Here is a 26,002-nt window from a genome sequence, read left to right as displayed (position 1 = left end):
ATCACCCTCCGATTAAGGCGTTAAAGTTTTTTGGCTTTTTCCACGGCTTCGTCGATAGAACCGACCATGTAGAACGCCTGCTCTGGCAGGTGATCGTATTCGCCTTCCATGATGCCTTTAAAACCACGGATGGTGTCTTTCAGGGAGACGTATTTACCCGGAGAACCGGTAAATACTTCTGCCACGAAGAACGGCTGGGACAGGAAGCGCTGAATCTTACGCGCGCGTGCTACCACCAGTTTGTCTTCTTCAGACAGTTCATCCATACCAAGGATGGCGATGATGTCTTTCAGTTCCTGGTAACGCTGCAGCAGGGACTGTACGCCACGCGCGGTGTCGTAGTGCTCCTGACCAACCACCAGCGGATCCAGCTGACGGCTGGTGGAATCCAGCGGGTCAACGGCCGGGTAGATACCCAGAGACGCGATCTGACGGCTCAGTACCACGGTTGCGTCTAAGTGAGCAAAGGTGGTGGCTGGTGATGGGTCAGTCAGGTCATCCGCAGGTACGTATACCGCCTGTACGGAAGTGATAGAACCGGTCTTGGTGGAGGTGATACGTTCCTGCAGAACGCCCATCTCTTCCGCCAGAGTCGGCTGATAACCTACTGCTGAAGGCATACGGCCCAGCAGTGCGGATACTTCAGTACCGGCAAGGGTATAACGGTAGATGTTGTCGACGAACAGCAGAACGTCACGACCTTCGTCACGGAATTTCTCAGCCATGGTCAGGCCGGTCAGCGCAACGCGCAGACGGTTTCCCGGCGGCTCGTTCATCTGGCCGTAAACCAGGGATACTTTGTCCAGAACGTTGGAGTCGGTCATTTCGTGGTAGAAGTCGTTACCCTCACGAGTACGTTCACCTACGCCCGCAAACACGGAGTAACCGGAGTGTTCGATCGCGATGTTACGGATCAGCTCCATCATGTTTACGGTTTTACCTACACCCGCACCACCGAACAGACCGACTTTACCGCCCTTCGCGAACGGACACATCAGGTCGATAACTTTGATGCCGGTTTCCAGCAGTTCCTGAGAGCTGGACAGCTCTTCATAGGACGGAGCTGCGCGGTGAATCGCCCAACGCTCTTCTTCGCCGATGTCGCCTTTCATATCGATCGGCTGACCCAGCACGTTCATGATACGACCCAGCGTTGCTTTACCAACCGGGACTTCGATCGGGTGCTGAAGGTCTTTAACTTCCAGACCACGACGCAGACCGTCGGAAGAACCCATGGCGATAGCACGTACGATACCACCGCCGAGCTGCTGCTGAACTTCCAGCACCAGGCTCTCGTTACCATTTTGTACCTCAAGAGCATCGTACACGCGCGGTACGGCATCCTGAGGGAATTCGACGTCAACCACGGCGCCGATTACCTGGACAATTTTTCCAGTAGCCATCTTGAATCCTCTACGAATTAACCTGGTTATACCGCGGATGCACCACCGACGATCTCGGTGAGTTCCTGAGTAATGCTGGCCTGACGAGCTTTGTTGTATACCAACTGCAGCTCTTTAATCAGGCTGCCGCCATTATCGGTTGCGGCTTTCATCGCCACCATACGTGCGGCCTGCTCGCTGGCCAGGTTTTCTACCACGCCCTGATAAACCTGGGACTCGACATAACGGCGCAGGAGGGTATCCAGCAGCGCTTTCGGGTCTGGCTCATACAGGTAATCCCAGGATTTACGCTTCAGCTCAGCATCTTCTGATGCCGGTAACGGCAGCAGCTGAGTAATGGTCGGAGCCTGAGACATGGTATTAATAAATTTGTTGCTGACAACGTAAAGCTTGTCCAGACGGCCTTCATCATAGGCCTGCAACATCACTTTTACCGGGCCGATCAGTTCGGACAGGGACGGGTTATCACCCATACCGGTCACCTGGGCGACAATATTGCCACCTACGGAACTAAAGAAAGAGACGCCCTTCGAGCCGATCATTGCGATATCGCACTGAACGCCTTTATCGGACCATACTTTCATATCCGCCAGCAGCTTTTTGAACAGGTTAATGTTCAAGCCACCGCACAGACCACGGTCGGTCGACACCACCAGGTAGCCCACGCGTTTAACGTCGCGTTCTTCCAGGTACGGGTGCTTATATTCCAGATTGCCGTTTGCAAGGTGACCAATCACTTTGCGCATGGTATCTGCATAAGGACGGCTGGCCGCCATGCGCTCCTGCGATTTACGCATTTTGGAAGCGGCGACCATTTCCATCGCTTTAGTGATCTTTTGCGTGTTCTGGACGCTTGCGATCTTACTACGTATCTCTTTTGCGCCGGCCATGAACTTCTCCTCAATGCCTTACGGCCCGCCCTGGGGCAGGCCGCCAGACTTTACCAGGACTGGGTTGCTTTAAAGGAGTCGAGGATGCTTTTCAGCTTGCCTTCGATCTCGTCGTTATAGCCACCGGTCTGGTTAATCTCTTGCATCAGCGGAGCGTGGTCACGGTCGACGTAAGCCAGCAGAGCGGCTTCAAAGCTACCGATTTTCGCCAGTTCCACATCTTCGAGGTAACCGCGTTCAGCAGCAAACAGGACCAGACCCTGCTGTGCGACAGACATAGGTGCATACTGTTTCTGTTTCAGCAGCTCGGTTACTTTCTGACCATGGCTCAGCTGCTTACGGGTTGCTTCATCCAGATCGGATGCGAACTGAGAGAACGCAGCCAGTTCACGATACTGCGCCAGCGCGGTACGAATACCACCGGACAGTTTCTTGATGATCTTGGTCTGAGCAGCACCACCCACACGGGATACGGAAATACCCGGGTTAACCGCCGGACGAATACCGGAGTTAAACAGGTTGGTTTCCAGGAAGATCTGACCATCGGTAATGGAAATTACGTTGGTCGGAACGAATGCGGAAACGTCACCTGCCTGCGTTTCGATAATCGGCAGCGCGGTCAGGGAGCCGGTTTTACCTTTCACTTCACCTTTGGTGAAGTTCTCAACGTATTCCGCGTTAACGCGGGATGCGCGCTCCAGCAGACGGGAGTGGAGGTAGAACACGTCGCCCGGGAATGCTTCACGTCCAGGCGGACGACGGAGCAGCAGGGAAACCTGACGGTAAGCAACGGCCTGTTTAGACAGATCGTCGTAAACGATCAGCGCATCTTCACCGCGGTCGCGGAAGTATTCGCCCATTGCGCAACCGGCATATGGCGCCAGGTATTGCAGTGCAGCGGATTCAGAAGCGGTCGCCACTACCACGATGGTGTTGGACAGCGCGCCGTGCTCTTCCAGTTTACGAACCACGTTAGAAATGGTGGACGCTTTCTGGCCGATAGCCACGTAGACGCATTTAATGCCGGAATCACGCTGGTTGATGATCGCATCGATTGCCATCGCGGTTTTACCGGTCTGACGGTCGCCGATGATCAGCTCACGCTGGCCACGGCCGATTGGAATCATAGCATCGACGGATTTATAACCGGTTTGAACCGGCTGATCGACGGACTGACGTTCGATAACGCCCGGTGCGATCACTTCGATTGGCGAGAAGCCATCGTGCTCAACCGGACCTTTGCCGTCAATCGGTGCACCCAGGGTGTTCACCACGCGACCCAGCAGGCCACGGCCAACCGGAACTTCAAGAATACGGCCAGTACATTTGACCTTCATGCCTTCGGCCAGGTCAGCGTACGGCCCCATCACAACGGCACCTACGGAGTCGCGCTCCAGGTTCAGTGCGATAGCGTAACGGTTACCCGGCAGGGAAATCATCTCACCCTGCATACAATCGGCCAGGCCGTGGATGCGGATAACGCCGTCACTGACGGAAACGATAGTACCTTCGTTGTGAGCCTCGCTCACAACATTGAACTGAGCAATGCGCTGCTTGATCAGTTCGCTGATTTCGGTGGAATTCAGTTGCATGCTCCAGTCCCCTTAAGACTGCAAGACGTCTGCAAGGCGATCAAGACGGCCGCGTACGCTACCATCAATGACCATATCACCCGCACGGATGATAACACCTGCCATAACAGACTTATCGATTTTGCAATTCAGCTTAACTTTGCGTGACAGACGTTTTTCCATCGCGCCGACGATCTTCGCAAGCTGTTCTTCACTCAACGGGTTGGCAGAGATAACCTCTACCTCTGCGGTTGCCTCACTGGCAGCGCGCAGGTGAATGAACTGCTCAAGAACATCCGGGAGCACTTTCAGACGACCATTTTCAGCCATAACCCGAATCAGGTTCTGGCCATTTTCGTCCAGTTGCTCACCGCAGACCGCAATGAACGCGTCAGAGAGCGTTTCCGGCGCCAGAGCACCGGACAGAAGCTCTGCCATTTGTTCGTTTTTGGTCACTTCAGCGGCAAACGCCAGCATATCCTGCCAGCGTTCAACACTTTTGTGTTCGACGGCAAAGTCAAAAGCTGCTTTGGCGTAGGGGCGAGCTACCGTTACAAATTCAGACATCAGCCCCTCCCTCCTTACAGTTCAGCGACAAGTTTATCCACGATGTCGCTGTTAGCAGCTTCATCCACGGAACGTTCGATGATCTTCTCGGCGCCAGCAACAGCCAGGATTGCGACCTGCTTACGCAGCTCCTCACGAGCACGTTTACGTTCGGCATCAATTTCAGCCTGCGCCTGTGCGACGATTTTGGTGCGTTCCTGTTCTGCTTCAGCTTTAGCTTCATCCAGCATCTGAGAGCGACGCTTGTTCGCCTGCTCGATGATAACTTGGGCTTCCGCTTTCGCTTTTTTCAGCTGGTCGGTCGCGTTGGCCTGTGCAAGGTCCAAATCTTTCTTAGCGCGTTCTGCGGAAGCTAAACCGTCAGAAATCTCTTTCTGGCGTTTTTCGATGGCAGCCATTAAAGGCGGCCATACGTACTTCATGCAGAACCATACGAAAAGAACAAACGCGATGGCCTGGCCGAGGATTGTTGCGTTCATGTTCACAGCACAATACCTCTTAAATTAACTCTGTGGCTTAGGTTTCTTTCGAACAACTTACTACGCGACAGCAAACATCACGTACAGACCCAGACCTACAGCGATCATCGGGATAGCATCCACCAGACCCATAACGATAAAGAACTGAGTACGCAGCAGAGGAATCAGATCCGGTTGACGCGCTGCGCCTTCCAGGAATTTGCCCCCGAGGATGCCGATACCGATCGCAGCACCGATCGCCGCCAGACCCATCATCACAGCGGCAGCCATGTACAGCAGATCCATATTCAGGTTTTCCATGACAGTCTCCAGTTTGTTTCAGTAAAAACGTAGTATGTTGGTAAAAATCAATGCTCTTCAGATGCCATCGACAGATAGACGATCGTCAGAACCATGAAGATGAAGGCTTGCAGCGTAATAATCAGGATGTGGAAAATGGCCCATGGCACATTCAGAACCCACTGTGACCACCACGGCAGCAGACCAGCAATCAGAATGAAAATCAGCTCACCGGCATACATGTTGCCGAACAGTCGCAGACCAAGTGAAACCGGTTTGGACAGCAGGCTTACCCCTTCAAGGATTAAGTTGACAGGAATGAACGCCCAGTGATTGAACGGCTGCAGCGTCAGTTCTTTAACGAACCCACCCACGCCTTTCATTTTGATGCTGTAGAAAAGAATCAGGATAAACACGCCAAGCGCCATCGACAGGGTGATGTTCACGTCAGCAGACGGAACCACGCGCAGTGCAGGCAGGCCGAAAATGTGTTCGCCGATATAAGGAATCAGGTCGATTGGCAGCAGGTCCATCAGGTTCATCAGGAATACCCAGACAAACACGGTGAGGGCCAGCGGAGCAATCAGCTTGCTCTTGCCATGATACATGTCTTTAACGCTGCCATGGACGAAGCCGATGGTCATCTCGATAGCCGTCTGGAGCTTACCCGGAACACCGCTGGTCGCCTTTTTGGCCACGCTACGGAAAATGGTAAGGAACAACAGACCGAGCACCACTGAGAAGAACATGGAGTCAATGTTGAGCGTCCAGAAGGTGGCCGGGGGGTTGTGCGGATCCACCAGCGAGAATGTACGCAGGTCCAGCTGAAGGTTGTTCAGGTGGTGACCTATGTAATCCTGCGGCGTCATATTTTCTGCAGCCATGATGCCTTTTACCCTTTGTTGTTAATTACAGCTGGTGCCAGAATTTGTACCACCAGCACCAAAACCCACGTCACTATCAGCGGCATGAATACCACTTTTAAAACGGCCAGCGCCACCGCGAGGAGGGCAAAGGTCAGCAACACCTTGAAAGCTTCCCCGAAGGCGAAGGTCCAGGCCACACGGCCTTTAGATGGTGTATGCGCCTGATGACGCCAGGCAAAAATCATAAACAACATGTTTGGCACAACAACCGCCAAACCTCCGCATATTGCGGAAACGCCCCAGAAGGGGTCTTTTAGGCTGAACAGCAGTCCACTTGCTATTACTGCCAGTAACTGAATAAACAGAAGCTTACGAGCAACGTTTCGACTCAAGAGCGACACAGACATCACGTTTTTACTCCTGCTCCCTTCGAGGTATGTCGCGTGTCGTATAAAACGTCCTTTAAGACGAAGAGTCAAGCATCAAAAAGCGGACAAATTATACGGTGACGCCTCGTGATTTCAAACAATAAGTAGCAAAATAGTGAATAAATGTTTAATTATTTTCCGACAGGCAACTTTTCCTGCATTTCGTCAATCTGTGAGCACTCATACAAAACTGCAAATACTGAGAAAACACAGCGACTAAAGCGTGCATCAGATCACATATTAAACATTTTAGGGTTAAGCGAATTAATTCCGTTCATAAATTGTCTGTTTTCATCGTTTTGATATTAAACATAAAAAGTGAGGAGTTTTTATAAAACAACACCACATACAATAAAAACCTTTTATTGACATTTATAATAAAAATTTAACATCACTATATCTTGTCAGCATCTCAATTTTTAGCGCGCTGATATTTTCAATGTTGACTATTTTAGCGGTAAAGCAATGTGCCAAAGTTAACCGCTGGAAAAGCCATGGTAAAAATATGGTTAAAGGCGTTCCGATAATACCGCGTAGTGACCGTTATTTTTGTAACATGCGGCGGGCGCACTTTTTTCACATTTTTTGATAAAAATTAAATCATTTTTGGCTTAATAACCACCAGGTGACGCTCCCCTTCCAGCTGAGGAACCTGCAGCTCAATAATCTGGCTCACCACATATCCTTCCGGGAGATGAGCGATTTCATCTTCCTGAGCCACGCCTTTCAGCGCGTAAAAACAGCCGTGCTCTGCTGGCAGATGGCGGCACCAGCTCACCATATCATTCAGCGAGGCAAATGCGCGGCTGATGACGCCATCGAACGGCGGCTCTGCGGGGTACGCTTCCACGCGGCTTTGTACCGGCGTAATGTTATCCAGCTTTAACTCATGCTGAACCTGACGAAGAAAGCGCACGCGCTTGCCAAGGCTATCCAGCAGCGTGAAATGTGATTGCGGACGCACGATAGCCAGTGGAATCCCCGGCAGCCCTGGCCCCGTTCCGACATCAATAAAACGACTCCCCTGCAGGTACGGAGCGACAACAATGCTATCGAGAATATGGCGCACCAGCATCTCGTTCGGGTCACGGACGGAGGTCAGGTTGTAAGCTTTGTTCCACTTATCAAGCAGTCCAACGTAGGCCACCAGCTGGTTTTTCTGGTGATCGGTGAGCGAAATACCTGCTTCATCCAGCAGAAGGGAGAGTTTGTTGAGCACGTTCAGTACCTGTCCAGAAATAATGAGCCCGGAGGCGATGACGCTTACCGGGCTGGTGAATCAAAAAAGGCGGAGACACCATGCGTTCTCCGCAAAAAACCGACTGTCAGGGCGATCAGGCGCTGCGGCGCAGCATCCCCTGCTTTTTCAGCCATACCAGCAAAATGGAAATCGCCGCCGGCGTAATGCCGGAAATCCGCGACGCCTGGCCGATCGAAGACGGCTTGTGATCGTTCAGCTTGGCAATGACTTCATTCGACAGTCCGATCACCTGACGGTAATCGAGCGTTGCCGGCAGTATGGTATTTTCATTGCGCTGCTGTCTTTCGATCTCTTCCTGCTGGCGGGCGATATACCCTTCGTATTTCACCTGGATCTCGACCTGCTCGGCGGCCTGCGCATCTTCCAGACCCGGAGCGAATGGCGACAGCTGAACCAGCTGCCCGTAGGTCATTTCCGGGCGACGGAGTAAATCTTCCCCGCTGGCTTCGCGGGAGAGCGGTGCTGTCAGGTGAGTATTCACTTCTTCAGCGCTGTCCGCCGCCGGATAAACCCAGGTCGATTTCAGACGCTGACGCTCAAGTTCGATGCTTTCCAGCTTCTCATTGAAGCGTGCCCAACGTTGATCATCCACCAGGCCCAGCTCGCGCCCTTGTTCGGTCAGACGCAGATCGGCGTTATCTTCACGCAGCATCAGACGGTACTCGGCGCGGGAAGTGAACATGCGGTACGGCTCTTTGGTACCCAGCGTGCACAGATCGTCGACCAGCACGCCAAGGTAAGCTTCAGAGCGAGCCGGCGCCCAGCCCTCTTTTTCCGCGGAGAAACGCCCGGCATTCAGGCCGGCAAGCAGCCCCTGAGCCGCTGCTTCTTCGTAACCGGTGGTGCCGTTAATCTGGCCGGCAAAGAACAGACCCTGAATATATTTGCTTTCCAGCGTCGGCTTCAGGTCGCGCGGATCGAAGAAATCGTACTCAATAGCGTAGCCTGGACGGACGATTTTCGCGTTCTCCATGCCCTGCATTGAGCGAACAATTTGCATTTGTACATCGAACGGCAGGCTGGTGGAGATGCCGTTAGGATAAATTTCGTTGGAGGTCAGTCCTTCCGGCTCGAGGAAGATCTGGTGCTGATTACGATCGGCGAAGCGCATCACTTTATCTTCGATCGATGGGCAGTAACGCGGGCCGATCCCTTCAATCACCCCGGCATACATCGGGCTGCGATCGAGGTTATTACGGATAACGTCATGGGTTTTCTCGTTGGTATGCGTGATGTAGCACGGCACCTGACGCGGATGTTGATCCGCGGATCCCATGAACGAGAATACCGGCATGGGAGTATCGCCATGCTGTTGCGCCAGTACGCTGAAATCGATGGTCCGCGCGTCAATCCGCGGCGGGGTCCCGGTTTTCAGACGGCTCACGCGCAGCGGCAGTTCACGTAAACGACGAGAGAGCGGGATGGACGGCGGATCGCCGGCACGGCCGCCGCTGTAGTTATCCAGCCCGATATGGATCTTGCCGTCCAGGAAGGTGCCGACGGTCAGCACGACCGCTTTAGCACGGAATTTCAGCCCCATTTGGGTCACCGCGCCGACAACCCGATCGTTCTCGACAATCAGATCCTCAACCGCCTGCTGGAAGATCATCAGATTTGGCTGGTTTTCCAGCGCCGTACGTACCGCCTGACGGTACAGCACGCGGTCCGCCTGAGCTCGGGTGGCTCTCACCGCCGGGCCTTTGCTGGCGTTTAGTATCCTAAACTGAATGCCTGCCTGGTCGATCGCTTTCGCCATCAGTCCGCCAAGCGCATCCACTTCTTTTACCAGGTGTCCTTTCCCAATGCCGCCAATCGCCGGGTTGCAGCTCATCTGCCCCAACGTGTCGATATTGTGTGTCAAAAGCAGGGTCTGCTGACCCATTCGCGCTGCGGCCATCGCGGCCTCAGTGCCTGCATGACCCCCGCCAATGATGATGACGTCAAAAGGATCCTGATAAAACATGGTGGTATGCCTCGCATAAAGCGGTTTGAAAATGGATTGAAGCCCGGGCCGTGGATTCTACTCAACTTTAGTCGATCGAGAAAGCTCCGGGATCCTGAGTATTAAAAAGAAGATCTTTTATTTAGAGATCTGTTCTATTGTGATCTCTTATTAGGATCGAACCTTTCTGTGGATAAGCCGGATCCGCGTTGTAAGATCAAACGCTTAAGAAGGATCACTATCTGTGAATGATCGGTGATCCTGTTCCGTATAAGCTGGGATCAAAATGAAGGGTTATACACAGCTCAAAAAGCAGTCAACGGTTATACTTTGGATAACTACCGGTTGATCAGAGCTTTTGAGTGTAGTTATCCACAGAAGAACGGACGATCTTTACAAAACTTAGAGCAAATTTTTCCAGGATCCGAGCCAAATCTCTGCCGGATCTTCCGGAATTTCATGTTCCAGGACATTTATCTTCAGCGTTTCGCCTATCTGTTTTGCGCCACACGCCTTCAGCGCGCTATCGATCTTATCAATAGCCCCGCAGAAGGTGTCATATTCACGACTACCGATCCCGACTGAACCAAACCGAACGGCAGAAAGGTCGGCTTGCTGTTCCTGCAGCGCTTCATACCACGGCAGCAGGTTGTCAGGGATATCACCCGCGCCATGAGTAGAGGAGATAACCAGCCAGATCCCGTCAGCCTGCAGATCCTCGATCAACGGTCCATGCTGGATTTCGGTGCTATAGCCCGCCTCTTCCAGCTTTTCAGCCAGATGCTCCGCTACATATTCCGCACTGCCCAGGGTACTGCCGCTGATAAGCGTAATGTCTGCCATGATCGCCTGCTCAATTATTCAGAGTGCCACATTGTACGCTGTGTGAGAGCTGGGATCTACCTGTGGAAAATGTGGGATTAAAAAAGCCCGATCACGGGCGGATAGTGCGCATAATCGGGTTCTGCAGGGAGATCAGCGTCTCGGTGGACTGAATTTCATCGATTGTTTGGATCTTGTTGATAAGTACCTGTTGCAGAGCGTCGATCGACCGGCACATTACTTTAATAAAGATACTGTAGTGCCCGGTGGTGTAGTAGGCCTCGGTGACCTCATCAAGACTTTCCAGTTTGGCCAGCGCGGAAGGATAGTCTTTGGCGCTTTTCAAAATGATGCCGATAAAGCAGCAAACGTCGTAGCCGAGCTGTTTCGGATTCACGTCGATGCGTGCGCCGGTGATAATGCCCGCTTGTTTCATCTTCTCTACGCGAACGTGGATCGTACCCGGGCTGACGCCAAACTGTTTGGCCAGCTCGGCATAGGCGGTACGCGCATTGGCCATGAGGGCTTCCAGGATGCCGCGATCCAGATTGTCGATCTGATAATTTTCCATAGGTTTTTCTTATGATGTTTGATGATTCTTTCTATATTAGCCGTATATTTTAATGAATCAAAAGTGAAGATGGCTTTTTGTTGTTTGATTATTGAATTGGTAGCCATTTTTGTTGCTTAATCAATAGCAACAGGACGCAGGAGTAATAAAAAATGAAAACCGCATACATCGCAAAACAACGCCAGATTAGTTTCGTTAAGTCGCATTTTTCCCGCCAGCTGGAAGAGAAGCTTGGTCTGATTGAAGTCCAGGCACCGATTTTAAGCCGTGTAGGAGACGGGACTCAGGACAACCTGTCTGGTTGCGAGAAAGCGGTTCAGGTGAAAGTGAAAACACTGCCAGACGCCCGCTTCGAAGTGGTTCATTCACTGGCGAAATGGAAACGTCAAACCCTGGGACAACACGACTTCAGCGCGGGCGAAGGGCTGTACACGCACATGAAGGCCCTTCGCCCCGATGAAGACCGGCTTTCCGCTATTCACTCTGTTTACGTCGACCAGTGGGACTGGGAGCGCGTCATGGGAGATGGTGAACGCCATACTGAAACGCTGAAATCGACCGTAGAAGCGATCTACGCCGGGATCAAAGCGACCGAAGCGGCGGCCTGCAAAGAGTTTGGCCTGACGCCGTTCCTGCCTGAGCAGATTCAGTTTGTTCATAGCCAGCAGCTGCTGAGCCGTTATCCGGACCTCGATGCCAAAGGGCGTGAGCGGGCGATTGCCAAAGAGCTGGGCGCCGTCTTCCTGATGGGGATTGGCGGCAAACTCTCCGATGGCCAGCGTCACGACGTTCGTGCGCCGGATTATGATGACTGGAGCACGCCGGCTGGCGAAGGTTTTGCCGGTCTCAACGGTGATATCCTGGTGTGGAACCCGGTTCTGGAAGATGCGTTTGAGCTCTCTTCAATGGGGATCCGCGTGGACGCTGAGGCGCTGAAGCGTCAGCTGGCGATCACCGGGGATGAGGATCGCCTGGAACTGGAGTGGCACCAGGCGCTGCTGCGTGGCGAAATGCCGCAGACTATCGGCGGCGGCATTGGCCAGTCCCGTCTTACCATGCTGCTGCTGCAGCTTGACCATATCGGCCAGGTACAGTGCGGCGTGTGGCCAGCACAGGTCCGTGAGAGCGTCGCTGCGCTTCTTTAACTGGCCTGTTAACGCCGCCAGCGGCGCAGCAGGCGGCTACGCAACCCGGTATCAAAACGCCAGATATGGTCGAAGATGCGCATGATGCCGGGTTTGCCATGTACTGACATCGCCACCGCATGAAAACGATGCTGATGTTTGCGCTGTAGCTCTCCCACCTTATTGATCACCTCATCCGGCAGACGCTGGGCAATAAAATCGGAAATCACCACCGCATCGGCATCCACCCACTGCGGGTTCTGCATCCGTTCGATAACGGCGCGGAAACAGCTGGCAAGATCGGTGCCGCCGCGAAAGCGTTGGCTCAGAAAACGGATCGCCTGCTCCAGACCCTGCGGGCCAGTCAGCTCGTAATGCACGACTTCGCTGGAGAACAGCATAATAAAGCAGCGGCGATTATCCGCCAGCGCCACCCGCATTAACGCCAGGCAAAACGCCTTGGCGCACTGTTCGTTGAAGCCCCCCATCGATCCCGAAGTGTCGACGCAGACGATAAACGGCCCGCGCGGCTGCTCGTCAAAATCCTGACGGGTGACCGGCCTCTCGGTGATTTTTTCCCGCCAGGCGTCGCCATGGAGCCGGTAGGTCAGCAGCTGCTTTTCCACCAGCTTGCGGTAGAACTCGAACTCCAGTTCGGTTATCCCCAGCGTTGCCAGCTCCGGTGGAAGCAGCCGTAGAATATCGTCACTCTGCTGCAGGCCATCCACCTGTTCCGGCACCGTTGCCGGTTCGCGAACCAGGGTGCGAAAAGCCTCCATCGGCGCATCCTTTTTCGGCACCGATTTCGCTTCCCGCGAGCGGCCTAGCTGCTCAGCAAGATGCATGAGTTCCGGCTGCTGGCTGAGAAAATCGCCATATCGAATAATCAACTGATAATCGCCGCGCTTGAGTTCGCCGGCGCTCATATCCCACAGGCGGCCCGCGGCGTTATCGTTTTCGACCAGCACCGGTTCCAGCTGCCCGCTGAGGGTCATCCGCTCCTGTACTTCGCTGAGCAGCTGGTCGCGCTCTTCATCCAGCAGCTGCTGGTTGAGGGTCGTCGCCTGCACCACCAGACTCAGGCGCCAGCGCTGTAAAAACAGCGTATGCAGCGCCGGTGTAAAGGTGGCGTTGTCATCCACCAGCTGCTGCGCCTGGGCGGCAAACGGGGATTGCAGTTGATGTAGCTGGCCAAGGATCTGCGGCAGCTGCACGATGAACTGCGAGGTGGAGAGCAGCTGCGATCGTTGGTAGGTCAGAACTTCAGCATCCAGCTCCGGCGGGACATGAGTCTCCTTGAGCCGCGCACGGACTGATTCCCGCCAGCGCGGGATATCGGCGGCGATAATGTTTTTCAGCCGCGGAAATTTTTCAAAGAAAACGGCAAGCTGCGGGGAGGCCAGCAGCGCCAGCAGCATCTCTTCGATCATCCCCTCTTCGCTGACTGCCAGCATGACATTCAGCATATCCAGGGTCATGGCTGTCGCGCCTGTTTAATCTGCGCGCCGACGTCCTGCAGGCTGGCTTCGATACGCCCCAGCCAGTCGCCGGGAATAAACAGACATTTTTGCTGTTCGCTAAAGCGGTTGTGTTGCTGGTGCCACTCGTCATCCAGCGCTTCCAGCTGCTGCCTGATTTCCGCCGGCATGTTTTCCTGCGATTCGCTACCGGGCAAGGAGAGGCGGGAGCCCTGTAGACTGACGTCGCGTACCACCAGATGCTGGCTGGCATCTACATCGATGTTGAGCTGCTGGGCGAAACCAATGCCGTTAAGCTTGCCGCGGATCTCGCCGCCCTTTTCCAGCCAGTGCGACAGCTCTTCGCGAACGAAGCTGATATGGATAACCTCTATGTCATGCAGCTTAAGCGGCTGCTGGAGCAGCAGGGTCAGCGTGGCATCCTGTATCTCCGCAGGTAACTCATAATGTGGCTTACGGCTGAACATGCCGCCGAGTCGGTTGACCTTCAATGCGGTTTTGTCGCTGTGCTGCTGCTGGATCTGAATGCGTCTTTGGGTGATTGTGCCGAGCCTGGTCAGCATCGCCTGCTGCTGCCAGGCATGGCTGGTCATTAAGGTTTCCAGCTGCTGCGCCATCAGATTCATACTTTCGATATCGTGCCACAGGCAATCTTTCAGCAGGATCAGGTCGATAGGCGCGATGGTATCGCGGCCGCTGAAGAAGGCGCTGGCCTGCAGCAGACGAATGGCTTTTTTCCAGCGTCGATCCGAAACATAAGGCGCTTTAGGCTGCGCATCCAGCTGCTGACGGAGCTGGAAGATCAGCTCAAACACGTTGTCCGGCAGTTTGACGGCACTGATATCCTGCTGCCATTGCTTAAACTCTTCATCGCTGACCTGCAGGCTGGCGGGAACCGGATTGCTGCTTTCATCCTGCTGGCTTATCAGCATTGAGCGGAAGTTCGTTTTGTCCTGGACTTTATCCAGCCACAGGCGAATAAGCATGCGGTCGTAGAGCGCTTCCAGGCTGCTGTCTGCTTCCGGCAATTCGTTTGAGGCCGCCACCAGCAGACGCATGGGGATTTTCTCTTCCGTCGCGCCGTTGCGGAAATGACGTTCGTTGATTGCGGTCAGGAGGGTGTTGAGGATCGCCGGCCCGGCTTTCCAGATCTCATCGAGGAAGACAATTTCTGCTTCCGGAAGATAGCCAGTCGTTAAGCGCTCGTAGCGTCCTTCATCCTTCAACGCCTGGATAGAAAGGGGGCCAAAAACTTCTTCCGGAGTGGAAAAGCGGGTCATCAGGTATTCAAATGCGCGGGCCTGCTGGAAGGCGAACTTGAGGCGACGGGCGATCAGGCTTTTGGCGATGCCCGGCGGGCCAAGTAAAAAAACGCTTTCACCGCTGAGCGCGGCAAGCAGGCAAAGTCGTATCGCGTGACTGCGTTCAAACAAGCCTTTTTCCAGGGAAGCGCTTAGCCGGGAAATTCTTTCTGCCAGTAAATGTGATTGAGCCATAATTGAGTTGCGTGCTTTTTCATGTGTCGTTATTGAGTCGAGTATAGATGTTTGGTCAGGGGTGGTAATAGCCTGAAGAATCGATTTATTTTCTTTGAGTCAGGTTAATATGATGTCAGTTAGGGGTACGATTCAGCAAATAATCGTGCATACTGTGCGCTTTTTGTGGGCCAAGGGACCAGGCACGCATTTGTTTTATATACACCAAAATGTTCAGGATGCGTCAAGGGATGAAATCCCCTGGAGCATAGATAGCTATGCGACCGAGGTTTCTGCGCGCAGCCGGCGCAGAGGCAGCTTGAAGCATAATGTGTATAAACGAAAAGACTAGTCTATGAGCTCTGATAATAAGCAATCGCTGCCAGCGGTAACGTTAGCGGCTATCGGCGTGGTATACGGCGATATCGGTACCAGCCCACTGTATACACTTCGAGAATGTCTGTCTGGTCAGTTTGGGTTTGGCGTTGAACGTGATGCTGTTTTTGGCTTTCTGTCGCTGATTTTCTGGCTGTTAATCTTCACCGTATCACTCAAATATATCACCTTCGTTATGCGCGCTGACAACGCCGGTGAAGGGGGGATCCTGACGCTAATGTCGCTGGCGGGACGCAACACGTCCGCGCGAATGACATCGGTTCTGGTGATTCTGGGCCTGATTGGCGGTAGCTTTTTCTACGGTGAGGTGGTTATTACCCCGGCTATCTCGGTGATGTCGGCCATTGAAGGGCTGGAAATTATCGCCCCCGACCTGGATACCTGGATTGTCCCGATATCCATTATCGTGCTGACGCTGCTGTTTGCGATCCAGAAGCACGGTACCAGCATGGTGGGCAAGCTGTTCGCGCCGATTATGCTGATCTGGTTCCTGCTGCTGGCGGTGCTGGGAGCGCGAAGCATTCTGGCTAACCCGGAAGTGCTGCAGGCGTTGAATCCCTACTGGGCGGTTCACTTCTTCCTCGAATATAAAACCGTCTCGTTTGTCGCGCTCGGAGCGGTGGTGCTGGCCATTACCGGCGTTGAGGCGCTGTATGCTGATATGGGGCACTTCGGTAAGCTGCCGATTCGCCTGGCCTGGTTTTCAGTCGTACTGCCTTCACTGGTGCTGAACTACTTTGGTCAAGGGGCGCTGCTGTTAAAACATCCGGAAGCGATAAAAAACCCTTTCTTCCTGCTGGCCCCCGAGTGGGCGCTGATCCCGATGCTGATTATCGCTGCGCTGGCGACGGTTATCGCCTCGCAGGCGGTGATTTCCGGGGTCTTCTCGCTGACTCGCCAGGCGGTGCGTTTGGGCTATTTGTCGCCAATGCGCATTATCCATACTTCCGAAATGGAGTCCGGGCAGATTTATATACCGTTCATCAACTGGCTGCTGTACGTCTCGGTGGTCATCGTGATTATCAACTTTGAGCACTCCTCTAATCTGGCGGCGGCGTACGGTATTGCGGTGACCGGGACAATGGTGTTGACCACCATTCTTTTCACCACGGTGGCTCGTCAAAACTGGCACTGGAATAAATTCCTCGTGGCGCTGCTGTTTATCGCCTTTATGTGTATCGATCTGCCGCTGTTCTCGGCCAACCTGGATAAGATTGTCTCCGGCGGCTGGCTGCCGTTGACGCTGGGGCTGGTGATGTTCACCGTAATGACGACCTGGAAGAGCGAACGCTTCCGTCTGCTGCGTCGGATGCATGAACACGGCAACTCCCTGGAGGCGATGATCTCTTCCCTGGAAAAATCGCCGCCGGTTCGCGTTCCGGGGACAGCGGTATATATGTCCCGTGCGCTGAACGTGATTCCTTTTGCCCTGCTGCATAACCTGAAGCACAACAAGGTGCTGCATGAGCGGGTGATTCTGCTCACGCTGCGTACTGAAGATGCGCCTTATGTGCATAACGTCCGCCGGGTGCAGATCGAGCAGATTTCGCCGTCGTTCTGGCGGGTGGTTGCGAGCTACGGCTGGCGCGAAACGCCGAACGTGGAAGAGGTTTTCCACCGCTGCGGGCTGGAAGGTCTAAGCTGCAGGATGATGGAAACCTCGTTCTTTATGTCGCATGAGTCGCTGATTATCGGCAAACGGCCATGGTATCTGCGCCTGCGCGGCAAACTGTATCTGCTGCTGCAGCGCAACGCTCTGCGAGCGCCGGACCAGTTTGAAATCCCGCCAAACCGGGTGATAGAACTGGGTACCCAGGTCGAAATTTGATGGTCAGAAGCCCTTCCTCGTGAAGGGCTTTTTGTTGTTTTTTGCCGCAGTTCACTTTTCTTCCCTCGCGTTTGCGAAACGTTTCGATGGCGATCACATTTCTCTCTTCTGGCGATGGTTTTTCGCTCGCGGATTCACAATACTTTGTTCAGCGAAACGTTTCGCTAGTGGAGCAAAAGAGAAAAATGAAAAAAGGTACCGTACTTAACGCTGATATTTCCTCGGTTATCTCTCGCCTGGGTCATACCGATACGCTGGTGGTCTGCGATGCCGGTTTACCGGTTCCCCGCAGCAGCGCGCGCATCGATATGGCGTTAACTCAGGGCGTTCCCTCCTTTATGCAGGTTCTGGAGGTGGTGACAGCGGAAATGCAGGTCGAGGCGGCGATCCTTGCGGAAGAGATAAAAACGCATAATCCGCAGCTCCATGCGACGTTGCTCAATCACCTTGAGCTGCTGCAGCAACACCAGGGAAACACCATTGAAATTCGTTACACCAGTCATGAGCAGTTTAAAAAGCAAACCGCAGACAGCCAGGCGGTGATTCGCAGCGGGGAGTGCTCCCCGTATGCGAACATTATTCTCTGTGCCGGCGTGACGTTCTGAGGTCGCCGATATGGAAGCCTTATTGCAATTAAAGGGGATCGATAAAGCGTTCCCTGGCGTGAAGGCGCTCTCCGGCGCCTCGCTCAATGTTTATGCTGGCCGCGTGATGGCGCTGGTCGGGGAAAACGGTGCCGGCAAGTCCACCATGATGAAGGTGCTGACCGGTATCTATGCCCGCGATGCCGGTTCTCTCCTGTGGCTAGGTCAGGAGGTGGCGTTCAACGGACCTAAATCTTCCCAGGAAGCCGGGATTGGCATTATTCACCAGGAACTCAACCTGATCCCTCAGCTGACGATCGCGGAAAATATTTTCCTTGGTCGTGAATTCGTTAACCGGTTCGGCAAAATCGACTGGAAAAAGATGTATGCCGAAGCCGATAAGCTGCTGGCAAAGCTGAACTTACGCTTTAACAGCCAGAAGCTGGTGGGCGATCTGTCGATCGGCGATCAGCAAATGGTCGAAATTGCCAAGGTGCTGAGCTTTGAGTCGAAGGTCATCATTATGGATGAGCCGACGGATGCGTTGACCGATACCGAAACGGAATCTCTGTTTCGCGTGATCCGCGAGCTGAAAGCGCAGGGGCGCGGGATTGTTTATATCTCCCACCGGATGAAAGAGATTTTCGAGATTTGCGATGATGTGACGGTATTTCGCGACGGGCAGTTTATCGCCGAGCGCGAGGTCGCCAGCCTTAATGAAGATCTGCTGATTGAAATGATGGTGGGCCGCAAACTGGAAGATCAGTATCCGCATCTGGATAAAGCGCCGGGGGCGATTCGCCTGAAGGTCGATAACCTGTGCGGCCCGGGCGTTGAAAATGTCACCTTCACCCTGCGTCAGGGGGAGATTCTCGGCGTCGCCGGGCTGATGGGCGCCGGTCGTACGGAACTGATGAAGGTGTTGTACGGCGCCCTGCCGCGCAGCAGCGGCTCCGTGACGCTCGACGGTCGTGAAGTGGTGACCCGTTCTCCTCAGGACGGCCTGGCGAACGGGATTGTCTACATCTCTGAAGATCGCAAGCGCGACGGCTTAGTGCTTGGCATGTCGGTGAAAGAAAATATGTCCTTAACGGCGCTGCGCTATTTCAGCCATGCCGGCGGCCGCCTGAAACATCAAGATGAACAGCAGGCGGTGAGTGATTTTATCCGTCTGTTTAATGTTAAAACGCCGTCAATGGAACAGGCGATTGGCCTGCTCTCCGGTGGTAACCAACAGAAGGTGGCCATCGCCCGCGGGCTGATGACGCGACCGAAGGTATTGATCCTTGATGAGCCGACCCGCGGTGTGGACGTCGGCGCGAAGAAAGAGATCTACCAGCTGATTAACCAGTTTAAAGCCGATGGTCTGAGCATCATTCTGGTCTCCTCGGAGATGCCGGAAGTGTTGGGCATGAGCGATCGCATCATTGTGATGCATGAAGGGCATCTCGGCGGTGAATTCACACGCGAGCAGGCCACTCAGGAAGTATTGATGGCTGCCGCTGTGGGCAAGCTTAACCGTGTGAATCAGGAGTAAAAAAGATGACAACCCAGGCTGTTTCTGGTCGCCGCTATTTCACGAAAGCATGGCTGATGGAGCAAAAGTCGCTGATTGCCCTGTTGGTGCTGATAGCGATTGTTTCGACCATGAGCCCCAACTTTTTTACCATCAATAACCTGTTCAATATTCTGCAACAGACCTCGGTCAACGCCATTATGGCCGTCGGCATGACGCTGGTTATTCTGACCTCGGGGATTGACCTGTCCGTCGGTTCCCTGCTGGCGCTGACCGGCGCGGTGGCGGCGTCGATTGTGGGGCTGGAGGTCAACGCGCTGGTGGCGATCGCTGCGGCCCTCGCCTTAGGCGCAGCGATTGGCGCCGTTACCGGGGTCATTGTGGCGAAAGGGCGCGTACAGGCCTTTATCGCCACCCTGGTGATGATGCTGCTGCTGCGAGGGGTGACGATGGTGTATACCAACGGCAGCCCGGTCAATACCGGGTTCACCGACAACGCCGATCTGTTTGGCTGGTTCGGTATCGGCCGCCCGTTAGGGGTTCCTACACCGGTGTGGATTATGGCTATCGTGTTCCTTGCCGCCTGGTACATGCTGCATCACACGCGTCTGGGCCGTTACATCTACGCGCTGGGCGGTAACGAAGCGGCGACGCGTCTGTCCGGTATCAGCGTCAATAAAGTGAAAATCATCGTCTATTCTTTGTGCGGTCTGCTGGCTTCGCTGGCGGGAATTATCGAAGTGGCGCGTCTCTCTTCCGCACAGCCGACGGCGGGTACCGGTTATGAACTGGATGCCATTGCGGCGGTTGTGCTGGGCGGCACCAGCCTGGCTGGAGGGAAAGGTCGTATCGTTGGTACCCTGATTGGTGCATTGATCCTTGGCTTCCTGAACAATGGTTTGAATCTATTAGGCGTTTCTTCCTATTACCAGATGATCGTGAAAGCGGTGGTCATTTTGCTGGCGGTGCTGGTAGATAACAAAAAGCAGTAACTAAGAACTCTACAGGACATCTTAACTATGAATATGAAAAAACTGGCGACCCTGGTATCTGCTGTTGCTTTAAGCGCGACCGTCAGTGCCAACGCGATGGCAAAAGACACTATCGCTCTGGTTATCTCTACTCTGAATAACCCGTTCTTTGTCTCCCTGAAAGACGGCGCGCAGAAAGAAGCGGACAAACTGGGCTATAACCTGGTGGTGCTGGATTCGCAGAACAACCCGGCGAAAGAGCTGGCGAACGTGCAGGATTTAACGGTACGCGGCGCTAAGCTGCTGCTGATTAACCCAACGGACTCTGATGCTGTCGGTAATGCCGTGAAGATGGCTAACCAGGCGAAGATTCCGGTGATTACCCTTGACCGTCAGGCTGCGAAAGGCGACGTTGTCAGCCATATCGCTTCTGATAACGTGCTGGGCGGTAAGATGGCCGGCGACTATATTGCGAAGAAAACCGGTGAAGGCGCGAAGGTTATTGAACTGCAAGGCATTGCCGGGACTTCCGCGGCACGTGAACGTGGCGAAGGCTTCAGGCAGGCCGTTGCCGCGCATAAATTCAACGTGCTGGCCAGCCAGCCGGCGGACTTTGACCGTACTAAAGGTCTGAACGTGATGCAGAATCTGTTGACGGCGCATCCTGACGTGCAGGCGGTGTTTGCGCAGAATGATGAAATGGCGCTGGGCGCGCTGCGTGCGTTGCAGACTGCGGGTAAATCCGATGTGATGGTGGTTGGATTTGACGGCACTCCGGATGGCGAAAAAGCAGTAAATAGTGGCAAACTGGCAGCGACCATCGCTCAGTTGCCGGAGCAGATCGGCGTGAAAGGCGTCGAGACTGCTGATAAAGTGCTGAAGGGCGAAAAAGTGGATGCCAGCTATCCGGTTGAGCTGAAACTGGTTATTAAGCAGTAATATGCGATTCGGGCCGGCGACGGTCCGAGGGACAATATAAAAAAGAAAAGCAGGGCATGCGCCACCGGAGTCCGGTGGCGCGCTTTCCCGGGAACAGAAATAATGAAAACCGCAGGCAAACTTGTCGTCCTTGGCAGCATTAATGCCGATCACATTCTTAACCTTGTATCTTTCCCGACGCCGGGCGAAACCGTCACCGGTAACCACTATCAGGTGGCTTTCGGCGGTAAGGGCGCGAACCAGGCCGTTGCCGCCGGGCGTAGCGGAGCGGATATTGCATTTATCGCCTGTACCGGCGATGACGATATCGGCGAACGCATCCGCCGCCAGCTGGCGAGCGATAATATCGATGTGGCGCCGGTGCGTGCCGTCACCGGTGAATCGACCGGCGTGGCGCTGATCTTTGTTAATGCCGAAGGTGAGAATGTTATCGGTATTCATGCCGGCGCCAATGCCGCGCTCTCTGTTGCGCGGGTTGAGGCCGAAAAAGAACGTATTGCCAGCGCTCAGGCGCTGTTGATGCAGCTGGAGTCGCCGCTGGAAAGCGTACTGGCCGCGGCGAAAATCGCCCATCAAAATCACACCACCGTGGTGCTGAACCCGGCGCCGGCGCGTGAGTTGTCAGATGAACTGCTCGCGCTGGTGGATATCATTACGCCTAACGAAACCGAAGCGGAAAAGCTGACCGGCATCCGTGTGGAAAACGACGACGATGCGGCACATGCGGCCAGGGCGCTGCATGAAAAAGGTATTGGTACGGTGATGATTACCCTCGGGAGCCGCGGCGTATGGCTTAGCCAGGAAGGTAAAGGGCGTCGGGTTCCCGGCTTTAAAGTGCAGGCCATCGATACAATTGCCGCCGGTGATACCTTTAATGGCGCAGTCGTGACTGCCTTACTGGAAGGAACCGCGCTGGACGAGGCGATCCGCTTTGCTCATGCCGCCGCTGCCATTGCCGTTACCCGCAAAGGCGCGCAGCCTTCCGTACCATGGCGCGAAGAGATCGACGAGTTTTTACGTCAACAGGGGTAACGTTTGGCTACCATGAAGGATGTAGCCCGCGCGGCGGGCGTTTCCACTTCAACAGTTTCTCACGTCATTAATAAAGATCGCTTCGTCAGTGAGGCGATTACCGCCAAAGTCGATGCGGCGATTAAAAACCTGAACTACGCACCCTCCGCGCTGGCGCGTAGCCTCAAGCTCAACCAGACCCGGACCATCGGTATGCTGATCACCGCCAGTACCAATCCGTTTTATTCGGAACTGGTGCGCGGCGTGGAGCGGAGCTGCTTTGAACGCGGCTATAGCCTGGTGCTGTGTAATACCGAGGGGGATGAGCAGCGGATGAACCGTAATCTTGAAACGCTGATGCAAAAACGCGTCGATGGCTTACTGCTGCTGTGTACCGAAACGCATCAACCTTCCCCGGAGATCATGCAGCGCTACCCATCGGTGCCCACGGTGATGATGGACTGGGCGCCGTTCGATGGTGATAGCGATCTGATTCAGGATAACTCTCTACTGGGTGGCGATATGGCGACGCAGTATCTGATTGATAAAGGGTATACCCGAGTGGCCTGTATTGCCGGGCCGCTGGATAAAACGCCATCGCGCCTGCGCCTTGAGGGATATCACGCGGCGATGTCCCGCGCCGGACTTGCCATTACCGCAGGCTATGTCATCACCAGCGACTTCGAATTTGGCGGCGGCTTTAACGCCATGCAACAGCTGCTCGCGTTACCCGAGCGGCCACAGGCGGTGTTTGTCGGCAACGATGCAATGGCGGTTGGGGCGTATCAGTCGCTTTATCAGGCCGGGCTGCGTATCCCGCAGGATATGGCGCTGGTGGGCTATGACGATATCGAACTGGCGCGCTATATGACGCCGCCGCTCACTACTATCCATCAGCCGAAAGATGAACTGGGTGAGCTGGCCATCGATGTGCTGATTCACCGCATGGCCGATCCGGGCCAGAAACAGCAGCGCGTACAGCTCACTCCTGAACTGGTGATTCGCGGTTCAGCTTAACGTTTGTGCCGCTCCTTGATCAGGTTGCGGCCATCTTTTGCTCTTAACAGCATAAAGGTCAGCGCCGATATGATGGTGATCGCCCCCATTGTCATAAAGGTGTAGTGGAACTGCTCCACGGTATTGGCGCTGTCGAACCCTTCATAAAAACGCAGTACCGCCGCGCTAATAGCGACCCCGAGGCTGATTGACAGCTGTTGGGTAACGGCCAGCAGGCTGTTTCCGCTACTGGCGTTATCATCGGTCAAATCCGCCAGCGTGATGGTGTTCATCGAGGTGAACTGGGTGGACATCGCCATTCCCAGTACAAACAGCGGCAGCAATAGCATCCAGATCGGCATTTCCGGAGACTGGAATGAGAACTGGGCGATCATCAGACCGATAAATATCGTTACCCCCACCAGGGTTTTCCGATAGCCCAGCCAGCGTAAAATCTGGGTGACGGTGGATTTCGCGATAATCGAGCCGATAGCGGTGGGGGCTATCATGCAGCCCGCGATGATTGCCGGATAGCCAAACCCGACCTGTAGCATCAGCGGCATCAGAAATGGCACGCAGCCGGTGCCCAGACGGGTGGCCAGATTTCCGGCTATACCGACTGAGAACGTACGGGTCTTAAATAAAGAAAGCGCGATCAGCGGCGTTGGGTGGCGACGCGCGTGGCGAATATAGGCCAACAGTAAAAGGATGCTCAGGGCGATGATCGACAGAGCAATCCAGGTCGCGACAATTCTCTCGCCAAACAGCTCGATGCCGCTGGAAAACAGCACCAGGCTCAAACCAAACAGCAGGAAACCGCTGGTATCAAAGCGACGACGTGGCGTGGTGAAGTCCGGCATATATTTACGGGCGTAGAGTATCCCGATAATGCCGATAGGGATATTTATCAGGAAAATCCAGTGCCAGCTGGCCCAGGTGACCAGAATCCCACCGAGAACCGGCCCAAGAATCGGGCCGACCAGCCCCGGCATGGTGACGAAGTTCAGTACCGGCAGTAGTTCGCTGCGCGGATAGGCCCGCAATAATGCCAGGCGCGCTACCGGCATCATCATCGCGCCGCCCATCCCTTGAATGACGCGAAAGATAACCAGCTCCATCAGCGAATCGGAAAGGGCACAGGCAAGCGAGCCGAGCGTAAACAGGCCGACGGCAATAATGAATACCTTGCGTGTGCCGAAACGGTCAGCCAGCCAACCGCTGACCGGGATAAGCATGGCGACGGTTAAGGTATAACTGATGATGGCGGATTGCATTGCCAGCGGCGAACGGTTGAGACTGTGCGCAATGGCGGGAAGGGCGGTATTCAGAATGGTGGCGTCCAGCGCCTGCATAAAAAAGGCCATGGCCGCGATCCACGGTAGCCCGGCCATACTATGCCCTTTCTTTTCGCTCATGCGGAACCCTTGTTATTTGCCTGAATGGTGTGGTGCGTTCAACAACGTCTGGCTGGCGTTAAGCGCCCGCGGGCCGTCGCTATCCTGAATGGCGTCAACGATGGCCTGATGGAGATCCAGCTTCACCACTTCGTTTTGGGTAATCGAAGTGAAGTAGGTGTGGTACACCGAATGAAACAGCGAGGCGAAGGCGATCAGGAACGGGTTTCCGCTCATTTCATAGATGTGCTCATGCCAGGCCATATCGACTTCAATCCAGCGCTCACGCTGAAAACGTCTTTTCAACTGGCTCATCTCTTCCATTAAGGTATTGAGCTGGGCCTTCTGTTCAGCGCTGCCTAATGTGGCGGCCAGAAAACAGGCCTGCGGTTCCAGACTGCTGCGCATGACGAGGAAATGGGTCACCACCTCTTCAAAATTATCTTCCGTTAACCACCATGAGAGCAGCTCTTTATCGAGAAAGTTCCAGTTACTGCGAGGCATGACCCGTGTGCCAATGCGTGGACGTGGCAACAGCATTCCTTTTGCAGTGAGCGTCTTGACCGCCTCGCGTACCGCCGTGCGGCTCACACCGAACTGTTCACCCAGCTCCATTTCGCCGGGCAGAATCGTTTCTGGCTGGTATTCACCGGTCAGGATTTTTTGAGCCAGTTTCTCCGCGAGTACCCAGGAGATGTTCTTTTGTGCCGCCAGTTGCTGTGCGCTTAAAGACATAAATGCCGTTCCTTTCTCTTTTTTACTCTATCAGTATGCCATCAGGTGGGCTATTTCGTTGGTTAAAACGGCAAAACGCTGGTTTTTTGCCACCTTACACGCCGCTTTGGTGAAAAAAGAGACGGTTGAAAAGTTTTTTTAAAACAGGGCTTGTCAACGTCTCAGAACTCCCTATAATGCGCCTCCACTGACACGGAACAACGGCACGCAAGCCGCCGGGTCAGCGGGGTTCAGCGATGAACGCCAGCGGAGAAAAGCAAAAATAAACGCTTGACTCTGAATGAGGAAAACGTATTATACGGGACCTCGCGACAGAGCGCTCAGCGCCGTCGCACTGCTCTTTAACAATTTATCAGACAATCTGTGTGGGCACTCAAAGTGACATGGATTCTTAACGTCTTCGGACGAAAAATGAATACCAAGTCTCTGAGTGAACATACGTAATTCATTACGAAGTTTAATTCACGAGCATCAAA

Annotated in this window: 24 protein-coding genes; 8 read left to right on the top strand and 16 right to left on the bottom strand. The window is 54.2% G+C overall.

The window, feature by feature from the left end; genetic code table 11:
- Positions 1-20: 20 nt before the first annotated feature.
- From atpD to asnC, 12 genes are all read right to left on the bottom strand, one after another.
- The gene (atpD, locus tag EDF73_RS10885) at positions 21-1,403 is read right to left on the bottom strand and encodes a F0F1 ATP synthase subunit beta (protein WP_132729084.1); all 1,383 of its coding nucleotides are present in this window, start codon (positions 1,401-1,403) and stop codon (positions 21-23) included.
- 26 nt (positions 1,404-1,429) lie between these two features.
- Complete coding sequence (gene atpG, locus EDF73_RS10880; RefSeq protein ID WP_132729082.1) at positions 1,430-2,293, bottom strand: F0F1 ATP synthase subunit gamma; 864 nt, start codon at positions 2,291-2,293, stop codon at positions 1,430-1,432.
- 50 nt (positions 2,294-2,343) lie between these two features.
- Positions 2,344-3,885 carry a F0F1 ATP synthase subunit alpha gene (atpA, locus tag EDF73_RS10875; protein ID WP_132729080.1) on the bottom strand — a complete coding sequence of 514 codons (1,542 nt, stop codon included), beginning with the start codon at positions 3,883-3,885 and terminating at the stop codon, positions 2,344-2,346.
- A 12-nt stretch (positions 3,886-3,897) separates the two neighbouring features.
- A complete protein-coding gene (atpH, locus tag EDF73_RS10870; RefSeq protein WP_132729078.1) occupies positions 3,898-4,431 on the bottom strand; it encodes a F0F1 ATP synthase subunit delta in 534 nt (177 codons plus the stop codon).
- Between the two features lie 14 nt (positions 4,432-4,445).
- Positions 4,446-4,916: a F0F1 ATP synthase subunit B gene (gene atpF, locus EDF73_RS10865; protein WP_004869221.1), complete on the bottom strand. Its 471-nt coding sequence runs from the start codon at positions 4,914-4,916 to the stop codon at positions 4,446-4,448.
- A 54-nt stretch (positions 4,917-4,970) separates the two neighbouring features.
- On the bottom strand, positions 4,971-5,210 hold the full coding sequence (gene atpE, locus EDF73_RS10860; RefSeq protein ID WP_000429386.1) for a F0F1 ATP synthase subunit C: 240 nt from the start codon (positions 5,208-5,210) through the stop codon (positions 4,971-4,973).
- Between the two features lie 47 nt (positions 5,211-5,257).
- On the bottom strand, positions 5,258-6,073 hold the full coding sequence (atpB, locus tag EDF73_RS10855) for a F0F1 ATP synthase subunit A (RefSeq protein WP_132729076.1): 816 nt from the start codon (positions 6,071-6,073) through the stop codon (positions 5,258-5,260).
- Between the two features lie 8 nt (positions 6,074-6,081).
- Complete coding sequence (gene atpI / locus EDF73_RS10850; RefSeq protein ID WP_132729074.1) at positions 6,082-6,462, bottom strand: F0F1 ATP synthase subunit I; 381 nt, start codon at positions 6,460-6,462, stop codon at positions 6,082-6,084.
- Positions 6,463-7,078: 616 nt separating this feature from the next.
- Complete coding sequence (gene rsmG / locus EDF73_RS10845) at positions 7,079-7,702, bottom strand: 16S rRNA (guanine(527)-N(7))-methyltransferase RsmG (RefSeq protein WP_132729072.1); 624 nt, start codon at positions 7,700-7,702, stop codon at positions 7,079-7,081.
- Between the two features lie 115 nt (positions 7,703-7,817).
- Positions 7,818-9,707: a tRNA uridine-5-carboxymethylaminomethyl(34) synthesis enzyme MnmG gene (mnmG, locus tag EDF73_RS10840; protein WP_132729070.1), complete on the bottom strand. Its 1,890-nt coding sequence runs from the start codon at positions 9,705-9,707 to the stop codon at positions 7,818-7,820.
- A gap of 381 nt (positions 9,708-10,088) precedes the next feature.
- The gene (gene mioC, locus EDF73_RS10835) at positions 10,089-10,529 is read right to left on the bottom strand and encodes an FMN-binding protein MioC (RefSeq protein WP_132729068.1); all 441 of its coding nucleotides are present in this window, start codon (positions 10,527-10,529) and stop codon (positions 10,089-10,091) included.
- A gap of 91 nt (positions 10,530-10,620) precedes the next feature.
- Positions 10,621-11,079, bottom strand: coding sequence for a transcriptional regulator AsnC (gene asnC / locus EDF73_RS10830; RefSeq protein WP_004869233.1), 459 nt, complete (start codon positions 11,077-11,079; stop codon positions 10,621-10,623).
- A 152-nt stretch (positions 11,080-11,231) separates the two neighbouring features.
- Here asnC and asnA point away from each other — a divergent pair, with 152 nt between their 5' ends.
- Positions 11,232-12,224 (top strand): aspartate--ammonia ligase, encoded by a 993-nt coding sequence (gene asnA, locus EDF73_RS10825; protein ID WP_132729066.1) that lies wholly within the window; start codon positions 11,232-11,234, stop codon positions 12,222-12,224.
- An 8-nt stretch (positions 12,225-12,232) separates the two neighbouring features.
- Here asnA and viaA read toward each other — a convergent pair whose 3' ends face one another.
- Together viaA and ravA are read right to left on the bottom strand one after the other, a co-directional pair.
- Positions 12,233-13,681 (bottom strand): ATPase RavA stimulator ViaA, encoded by a 1,449-nt coding sequence (viaA, locus tag EDF73_RS10820; RefSeq protein ID WP_132729064.1) that lies wholly within the window; start codon positions 13,679-13,681, stop codon positions 12,233-12,235.
- Entirely contained in the window at positions 13,678-15,177 is a 1,500-nt protein-coding gene (ravA, locus tag EDF73_RS10815; protein ID WP_132729062.1) for an ATPase RavA, read from the bottom strand. Before ravA ends, viaA begins: the two co-directional genes overlap by 4 nt.
- A 334-nt stretch (positions 15,178-15,511) precedes the next feature.
- Between ravA and kup the strand changes: the two genes are divergently transcribed.
- The 7 genes from kup (at position 15,512) to rbsR (ending at position 23,418) form a co-directional block, all read left to right on the top strand.
- On the top strand, positions 15,512-17,380 hold the full coding sequence (gene kup / locus EDF73_RS10805; protein WP_132729058.1) for a low affinity potassium transporter Kup: 1,869 nt from the start codon (positions 15,512-15,514) through the stop codon (positions 17,378-17,380).
- A 185-nt stretch (positions 17,381-17,565) separates the two neighbouring features.
- Complete coding sequence (rbsD, locus tag EDF73_RS10800) at positions 17,566-17,985, top strand: D-ribose pyranase (RefSeq protein ID WP_132729056.1); 420 nt, start codon at positions 17,566-17,568, stop codon at positions 17,983-17,985.
- 10 nt (positions 17,986-17,995) lie between these two features.
- Entirely contained in the window at positions 17,996-19,501 is a 1,506-nt protein-coding gene (gene rbsA, locus EDF73_RS10795; protein ID WP_132729054.1) for a ribose ABC transporter ATP-binding protein RbsA, read from the top strand.
- 5 nt (positions 19,502-19,506) lie between these two features.
- The gene (gene rbsC / locus EDF73_RS10790) at positions 19,507-20,472 is read left to right on the top strand and encodes a ribose ABC transporter permease (RefSeq protein WP_132729052.1); all 966 of its coding nucleotides are present in this window, start codon (positions 19,507-19,509) and stop codon (positions 20,470-20,472) included.
- A 27-nt stretch (positions 20,473-20,499) separates the two neighbouring features.
- Positions 20,500-21,390 (top strand): ribose ABC transporter substrate-binding protein RbsB, encoded by an 891-nt coding sequence (gene rbsB, locus EDF73_RS10785; RefSeq protein WP_132729050.1) that lies wholly within the window; start codon positions 20,500-20,502, stop codon positions 21,388-21,390.
- A gap of 99 nt (positions 21,391-21,489) precedes the next feature.
- Positions 21,490-22,422 carry a ribokinase gene (rbsK, locus tag EDF73_RS10780; protein WP_165905706.1) on the top strand — a complete coding sequence of 311 codons (933 nt, stop codon included), beginning with the start codon at positions 21,490-21,492 and terminating at the stop codon, positions 22,420-22,422.
- A 3-nt stretch (positions 22,423-22,425) separates the two neighbouring features.
- Complete coding sequence (gene rbsR / locus EDF73_RS10775; RefSeq protein WP_132729046.1) at positions 22,426-23,418, top strand: ribose operon transcriptional repressor RbsR; 993 nt, start codon at positions 22,426-22,428, stop codon at positions 23,416-23,418.
- Here the strand turns inward: rbsR and mdtD are convergent.
- A complete protein-coding gene (gene mdtD / locus EDF73_RS10770) occupies positions 23,415-24,812 on the bottom strand; it encodes a multidrug transporter subunit MdtD (protein ID WP_132729044.1) in 1,398 nt (465 codons plus the stop codon). The genes rbsR and mdtD overlap by 4 nt on opposite strands.
- A gap of 12 nt (positions 24,813-24,824) precedes the next feature.
- Positions 24,825-25,526, bottom strand: coding sequence for a FadR/GntR family transcriptional regulator (locus EDF73_RS10765; protein WP_132729042.1), 702 nt, complete (start codon positions 25,524-25,526; stop codon positions 24,825-24,827).
- Positions 25,527-26,002 lie beyond the last annotated feature (476 nt).

The sequence above is a fragment of the Klebsiella sp. BIGb0138 genome (assembly GCF_004342285.1).
GTDB lineage: Bacteria > Pseudomonadota > Gammaproteobacteria > Enterobacterales > Enterobacteriaceae > Klebsiella.
The sequence above is the reverse complement of the archived record's forward strand: the minus strand, read 5'-3'. Positions and strand labels throughout refer to the sequence as shown.